Raw genomic sequence first — 7,069 nt, 5'->3', positions numbered from 1 at the left:
AAAATGCAGTTTTAAATCTTTTAGCTTTAGCAAAATAGAAAAGAAAAACGGGGTTAGCTAAACCCTTAAGCTGTAAGAGCTAGTCAATGCGATTACTCCTATATTGGAATATCGGAATACTAGTGTTGACGACAGTAAATAAAACAAAGAAAGGATAATATATCTTTCTGGTATGTAGAAAATTATATTATTCTACATATTTCCATGTTTTATATAGCAGGGGTTAATTTATGGCAACAGAAGTTTATTTAGTTCGCCACGGTGAGACAATGTTTAACCAGCTGAACAAAGTTCAAGGCTGGTGTGATTCTCCGCTAACTGTGAAGGGAATTAACGATTTAAAGAGAACAGCAAATGCATTAAGCCAAGTTCACTTTGATAACATGTACTCATCAGATTTGAAAAGAGCAATTGACACCGTTCATTTAATGAAAGACGCTAATTTGGTCTCGGATATTGGTAAAATTAAAAAGTTGCCAGAATTTCGTGAAGTTTTCTTTGGAACTTTCGAAGGTGATGATATTAACCAAACCTGGGATCAAGTAGCGATGGCAGCTGGGATCGGTCATGAAGATGATGTTGCTAAGATTATCAATCAAGTTGGATTAGATAAGTTTAGAGAAGCAACTAAGAAGGCTGATCCACGCCATTTGGCAGAGAATACAGAAGAACTCGATAAGAGAATGATCCGTGGAATTAAGGTATTAAGAGACCTTACTAAGGATGAAGAAAGAGTACTATTAGTTACACATGGTGATTTTATTAAAACCTTGTCGATTAAGTACTGGAATAAGAGCGATGGCAAGCATGACATTATTTTTCCAAATAACGGTAGCGTTACTCGAGGAATCTTGCATGATAATGGTCAATTTGAAATCGTCGACTACAATGTCGATGCCGAAAAATTATAAAGAAGTCCTACTGCATAAGTAGGGCCTTTTTTGGTACACTGATAGCGAGAGGAAAATTTACATGAATAAAGATCATACAACTAAGCGTTATGTATTTGTTACGCTATTAAATGTTGTTATTACTGTCGCCGAATTTTTAGGTGGTATTTTTTCAGGATCACTAGCCCTGCTTTCGGATGCTGTTCATAATTTGAGTGATGTAGGTGCAATTATTTTGTCTTTCATTGCTCACCTGATCAGTAGACGTAGCCGCAATCAAAAGAAGACTTTTGGTTATGAGCGGGCGGAAACGCTAGCTGCTTTTACCAATGGCGTTATTTTGATCGTGATTAGTGTAGTTTTGTTTATTGAAGCTATTCAACGATTTTGGAAGCCAGAGCATATTCACGGCGGGATCATGTTAATTGTTTCAATTATTGGGTTAGTTGCCAATTTGATCTCAATGTTTGCGATGCATAGGGATGCTAAAGGTAACTTAAATGTACGCTCAACATTTGTTCATATGCTTAGTGATGCACTATCAAGTGTAGCCGTTGTAATTGGTGCGATTTTTATTTACTTCTGGAATGTGACTTGGCTTGACCCAGTATTAACTATCTTGGTTTCAGTCTTTGTTTTGCATGAAGCATATGAGATAACCATGAAGGCAGCTAACGTGTTAATGGAATCAAATCCTAATATTGATTTGACTGAAGTAAACAAATTGATGCTGTCATTTCCTGAAGTGAAGAATATTCACCACGTCCATGTTTGGCGCTATAGTGATGATTTTATTATGATGGACGCCCACATTAATGTTGATCATGATATGCAAGTTGGAGAACTTGAGAAGCTTTATCAACAAATTGGTGAAAAATTAAAAGAAAATCTTGGTATCAATCACGTTACTTTGCAAGCAGAATGTGAGCGTGGCCGCAATGATAAGATGATTGTTCCAGGCCGCGGAAATAACGAAAATTAGGTGGATCAATGTTTTCAGTCAATATTTTTACAGCTATAATTGTTTTAATTATGGGTATATATGATATGTCATACGCTTTTAATCGTCGCAAGCAACCTAACAATAAAGGTGGTATTAAAGCATTCATGATTTTAGGCGTAATCTTTACCATTGCGGGAATAGTAATGATCATTAGATGTTTAATTAATAAATAAGGAATAAAAATGGCTAAATTAGTATTAGTTCGACATGGCGAAAGTGTTGCCAATGCCGCAAATGTTTACACTGGATGGAATGATGTTCCATTAACCCCAAAGGGCGAAGAGCAGGCTAGACAAGCAGGCGAATTGATTAATACTATCTCAGATTTTGCACCAACGCATATTCATACTTCGGTCTTGTCGCGTGCTATCACGACAGCCAACATTGTTGCCGATACATGCAATTTATTATGGCTGCCGATCACTAAGACGTGGCGGTTAAATGAACGTCACTATGGGGCTTTACGTGGCCTTAACAAGGATATTTCGCGTAAAGTATTTGGTGTAAAACAGGTCTTACTTTGGCGTAGAAGTTTTGATTCTATTCCGCCAGCACAAGGCTCGCCAATGATTGATCGCCGCTATAAATTATGTGATCAACATTTAATGCCGCGAGCAGAAAGTCTTCACCAAACTCAGAAACGTTTGATGCCATATTATTATGATCATGTTGCTTCTAGACTTTTGAATGGTGAAGATCAGTTAATTGTGGCTCACGGTTCAAGTCTTCGTGCTTTAATTAAAAAACTTGAAAATATCGATAATCATGACATTGTGAACCTTGAAGTTCCTAACGCAGAACCCATCGTTTATACAATGGATGATCAATTAAATATCGTTAATAAAGAAATTTTACGTTAAAAATGCAGACAACCTGCATTTTTTTAATACTCTGAATAAGGATTTCTCTGCAACTATGGTAAAATTTACTATGATTTCTAGTATATTAGTTTGGAGTATTTTGCATGCGTAAATTATTTTTATTGCGAGGTGCACCTGGCTCCGGTAAATCTTCTTTTATTGCTCGTCATCACTTAACGCCTTATGCGATCAGTCGTGATCAAATTAGGTTATTATTGGCGGATCTAACAGTTTATTATCAAGAGGATGCGGATGTATTACACCAAGTGATTCCGCGGCACGTAACTGTGCGTACTGAGCAAATGGTGGATCACCTTGTAGAACACAAGATGGAACATGGGGAAACTGTAATTGTCGACGGAACGCATATTGTTCCTAGTGCAATCGAGCATTTTAAACCATGGGTAGATAAATATCATTATGAATGTTTCGTAGTGGATTTGATGCAGCACAACACGTTGGAAAATCTACTCAAGCGTAATCAAACAAGAATGCATTACGATTGGGTAAAACCAGAAGTTGTTAAACAAATGTACCGCTCTTACGAAGCACATCCAGAAGTGCCATATTGGGCACATAAGATTGTTCCTAACCAAATGGATCATGCATTATCACAAAAGGAAAGTAATCTTGATCGTTATTCACACGTGATTGCTGTTCCTGATAAAGTGGATGAAGAAGATTTTCCACATGTGCATATCTCGAATTTCTACTTTTCATTTAATGATAAATTTACTGAAAAGTATGGAACATATCGTAATGTGGTTTCAATTGCCAAGACTGAAGAAGAGGCAGTAAAGCAATTCAAGTTGCCATATTTCGTATTTAAGTTTCACCATAAGCACTTTTTGATTTCGGCATATCCAATCAGAAATGAAATGCTTGACCCAATCAGAAAAGTGAAGGGTGTATGGACATATTCTACAGGATTATATAATGTGGCAGACTTCATTAAGGAGTTCCCAGAAAATCCTAAGCAACATGTTCACCAATTCAATTTAAGTAAATTAGATTCAACTCGTTTACTTCATATTTGGTAGTCATAAAAGTCAATGTTTTAATAGCATTGGCTTTTTTTGATTGTTACAAAAACACTAAGAAAAAGTAAAGTCGCTTGATTTATCTCATTATAAAAACTACTATGAGTAGCGAAATCGAATAATAAAAGCAAATGAACTGTTAGGTGAGACTCCTACGTGAACATATGCTGATGCTCAGCAACATCCAGAGATGCCAACGAGTTAAACAAGAATTGTCGAGACAAGGCTTTTCTCAATCAGCTATTCAAATGGAATTTACGTCACGTAGTGTTAAAACTGAACGACGAGTAAAAAGATTGAAAATCGCTTGTAAAAACCAATGCAATTTATTTGCATTGGCTTTTTTGTTTGTTTGCCGAGTATTTTTAGAAGGAGAATTGAGATGCTTAGAATCAACCAATCCAAAAAAATATCTTCGGATAAAAGATTTTTACAAGAAATTGCTAATCAAAAGCCAGAAGCAGTTTTAGAAAAATTGCATACTTCTAGTAATGGATTAACAACAAAAGAGGCCGAAAAAAGGCTAGAAAAAGATGGTGCCAATGAAATTAGTGACAATCAACACAACACTAAGCTGCATTTCTTGATTGAATCATTCTTTACACCATTTACAATCGTGCTATTAATTTTAGCGACATTGTCTTTGTTCACTGATTATATTTTTGTACCGTCAGACCAAAAGGATCTGAGTACAGTTATCATCATGTTAACAATGATTTTGATTTCAGGTTTTACTAGTTTTTTCCAGAATGTAAAAACTAGCGATGCAGTTAAATCACTTTTAGGCATGATTTCTGTCACCACTAATATTAAGCGTGATAATCAAGACCAAGAATTGCCAACTAAGAAGGTAGTTCCTGGTGACATTATCAATGTAGCAGCTGGTGATTTGGTTCCAGCTGATATGTATTTAATTCGCAGTAAAGACCTGTTTTGTTCTTCTAGCTCACTAAATGGTGAATCTAGTCCTGTGGAAAAAACTGCGTATAAAAGACCAAATGCTCAAGATACTGATTATATTAATTATCCTAATATCTTGTATGAGGGAACAGATATTGTATCTGGTTCAGGCACTGGAGTTGTTTTTGCGACAGGTGACACAACCATTTTTGGTAAATTAGCTCAAACGATAGCTGATCAAAAGCCAAAGAAAACTACTTTCGATATTGGTATTCAAAACATTTCTAAAATCCTGTTAACAATGACTGCAGTAATTGCACCGTTAGTTTTTGTAATTAATGCGTTAACTAAAGGCAATTGGGTCAATGCATTGATCTTTGCGATTGCGACTGCGGTAGGGTTAACTCCAGAAATGTTGCCAGTTATCGTGACCAGTAACTTGGTTAAAGGTTCTGTTGAAATGTCCAAGCATGGCACGATTGTTAAGAGAATGAATTCCATTCAGAACTTTGGCTCAGCCGACATTCTTTGTACAGATAAAACAGGGACTTTGACTCAAGATAAGGTAGTACTTGAAAGACACTATAATATTGATTTACAAGAAACAGAAGAAGTATTAGGACTTTCTTATTTGAATAGCTACTATCAAACGGGGATGAAGGATTTGATGGATAAGGCAGTTATTGATGCTGCTAAAGATGAGCTTGATACTAAGAAAATCGACTCAAGTTATCAAAAAATCGATGAAATTCCCTTTGATTTTAAACGCCGCCGCATGAGTGTGGTTGTTAAAGATAATAACAATCAGCACTTACTGGTAACTAAAGGAGCTGCAGAAGAAATGCTAGCAGCTTCTAGCCAAGTAGAAATACACAATCAAGTATTGCCTCTAGATGAAGAAAAAAGAGCAGACATTTTAAAGAAGATCAATGATCTTAATAATGATGGTTTGCGAGTAGTCTTGTTAGCTTATAAAAAGAATCCAGCACCAGTTGGCGAATTTAATGCTGACGATGAAACTGATATGACATTAGTTGGATTTTTAGCATTCTTGGATCCACCAAAGGATACTGCTAAATCAGCTATTCATAATTTAAAGCAAGATGGTATTGCAGTTAAAATTTTAACTGGTGATAATGGTGCTGTAACTCGTAATGTTGCTCTTAAAGTAGGATTAAATGCTGATCGCATTTATCAAGGTAGCGACTTTGAAGGTAAATCAGATGCAGAAATGAAAAAGATGGTTGAAGACTGTGATCTGTTTGTTAAATTATCACCTGACATGAAGGCTAAGATCATTGAATTGCTGCGTCAGAATGGTCACACTGTGGCATATATGGGTGATGGTATTAATGACGCTCCAGCTATGAAGGCAGCCGATGTATCAATTTCAGTTGATACAGCAGTAGATATTGCTAAAAAGACGGCAGATATTATTTTACTTCATAAAGATTTAAATATTCTGGAACATGGAGTTAGAATTGGACGTTTAGTATTTGGAAATACTATGAAGTACATCAAGATTACTTTGTCATCTAACTTTGGTAATATTCTTTCTATTTTAGTGGCTTCATCATTCTTACCATTCTTACCGATGTTGCCACTTCAATTACTAATTTTAGATTTAATGTATGGTACTAGTTGTCTTTCAATTCCATTTGATACGATGAATCGCGAGTATCTATCAGAGCCAAGAAAGTGGAGTACAAAGAAACTGCCAAAATTCATGTTCTACTTTGGTCCAACTTCATCAGTCTTTGATATTATCACTTTTGCCTTGCTTTACTTTGTTGTTTGTCCACAAGCAGTAGGGGCAAGTTATGTTGCTGCTAGTGCTAGTCAAAAACTATTATTCAGTACAATCTTTTGTACTGGCTGGTTTATTGAATCTCTTTGGACACAAGAAATGGTTATTCAAGCGTTGCGTGATCCAGCTGTTCCATTTATTCAACAACGTGCCTCAGCTATTGTGGTTTACTCAACAATGGGGATGGCAATAATCGGAACATTCTTGCCATTCATTACTCCTGTAGCCAAAGCTATGAAGTTTGGTCCAATTCCAGCTTATTTCTTAGTAATAGTTGCTGTACTGCTTGTGCTATATATCGTTTTAACTACGGTTGTTAAGAAATGGTACTTAAAGAGTGAGAAGTATTTGATTTAATGAAAAATGCCTAGGAATTTTTTCCTAGACATTTTTATTTGTCTGTCAAAATTTTAATTAACTATAATTTTGACAGATTTTAGCAAATTTGTTTAATTAACTATAATTTTACATCAAAATAGCTCAAAAATTTAATTAACTAAAATTTTGACAAACAAAACATTCTAAGCTTAATAGTGAATTGATTATCCGACGGGATAGTCGATTCACTA

The 7,069-nt window shown here is 35.5% G+C and carries 6 protein-coding genes and 1 riboswitch; all 6 genes read left to right on the top strand.

From position 1 onward, the window contains the following. Positions 1–230: 230 nt before the first annotated feature. The gene (locus RDN22_RS10630; RefSeq protein ID WP_308558081.1) at positions 231–911 is read left to right on the top strand and encodes a histidine phosphatase family protein; all 681 of its coding nucleotides are present in this window, start codon (positions 231–233) and stop codon (positions 909–911) included. 61 nt (positions 912–972) lie between these two features. After that, positions 973–1,872 (top strand): cation diffusion facilitator family transporter, encoded by a 900-nt coding sequence (locus RDN22_RS10625; RefSeq protein WP_308558080.1) that lies wholly within the window; start codon positions 973–975, stop codon positions 1,870–1,872. Positions 1,873–1,880: 8 nt separating this feature from the next. Continuing rightward, positions 1,881–2,066 (top strand): DUF308 domain-containing protein, encoded by a 186-nt coding sequence (locus RDN22_RS10620; RefSeq protein ID WP_308558078.1) that lies wholly within the window; start codon positions 1,881–1,883, stop codon positions 2,064–2,066. A gap of 9 nt (positions 2,067–2,075) precedes the next feature. After that, positions 2,076–2,753: a 2,3-diphosphoglycerate-dependent phosphoglycerate mutase gene (locus tag RDN22_RS10615; RefSeq protein WP_308558077.1), complete on the top strand. Its 678-nt coding sequence runs from the start codon at positions 2,076–2,078 to the stop codon at positions 2,751–2,753. 104 nt (positions 2,754–2,857) lie between these two features. Next, positions 2,858–3,793 (top strand): AAA family ATPase, encoded by a 936-nt coding sequence (locus RDN22_RS10610; RefSeq protein WP_308558076.1) that lies wholly within the window; start codon positions 2,858–2,860, stop codon positions 3,791–3,793. A 128-nt stretch (positions 3,794–3,921) separates the two neighbouring features. Further along, positions 3,922–4,089: riboswitch (M-box (ykoK) riboswitch) on the top strand. Positions 4,090–4,175: 86 nt separating this feature from the next. After that, positions 4,176–6,857, top strand: coding sequence for a magnesium-translocating P-type ATPase (mgtA, locus tag RDN22_RS10605; protein WP_308558075.1), 2,682 nt, complete (start codon positions 4,176–4,178; stop codon positions 6,855–6,857). Positions 6,858–7,069 lie beyond the last annotated feature (212 nt).

The organism is uncultured Lactobacillus sp. (assembly GCF_902491705.1).
Taxonomy (GTDB): Bacteria; Bacillota; Bacilli; order Lactobacillales; family Lactobacillaceae; genus Lactobacillus.
Note: the sequence above shows the minus strand (reverse complement) of the source record. Positions and strands in the feature narration are given on the sequence as shown.

What these genes read in the sequence shown, in the direction of transcription:
- RDN22_RS10630 (WP_308558081.1), top strand. Translation starts at nt 231, where the DNA reads ATGGCAACAGAAGTTTATTTAGTTCGCCACGGTGAGACAATGTTTAAC.
- RDN22_RS10615 (WP_308558077.1), top strand. Translation starts at nt 2,076, where the DNA reads ATGGCTAAATTAGTATTAGTTCGACATGGCGAAAGTGTTGCCAATGCC.
- RDN22_RS10610 (WP_308558076.1), top strand. Translation starts at nt 2,858, where the DNA reads ATGCGTAAATTATTTTTATTGCGAGGTGCACCTGGCTCCGGTAAATCT.
- RDN22_RS10620 (WP_308558078.1), top strand. Translation starts at nt 1,881, where the DNA reads ATGTTTTCAGTCAATATTTTTACAGCTATAATTGTTTTAATTATGGGT.
- RDN22_RS10625 (WP_308558080.1), top strand. Translation starts at nt 973, where the DNA reads ATGAATAAAGATCATACAACTAAGCGTTATGTATTTGTTACGCTATTA.
- mgtA (WP_308558075.1), top strand. Translation starts at nt 4,176, where the DNA reads ATGCTTAGAATCAACCAATCCAAAAAAATATCTTCGGATAAAAGATTT.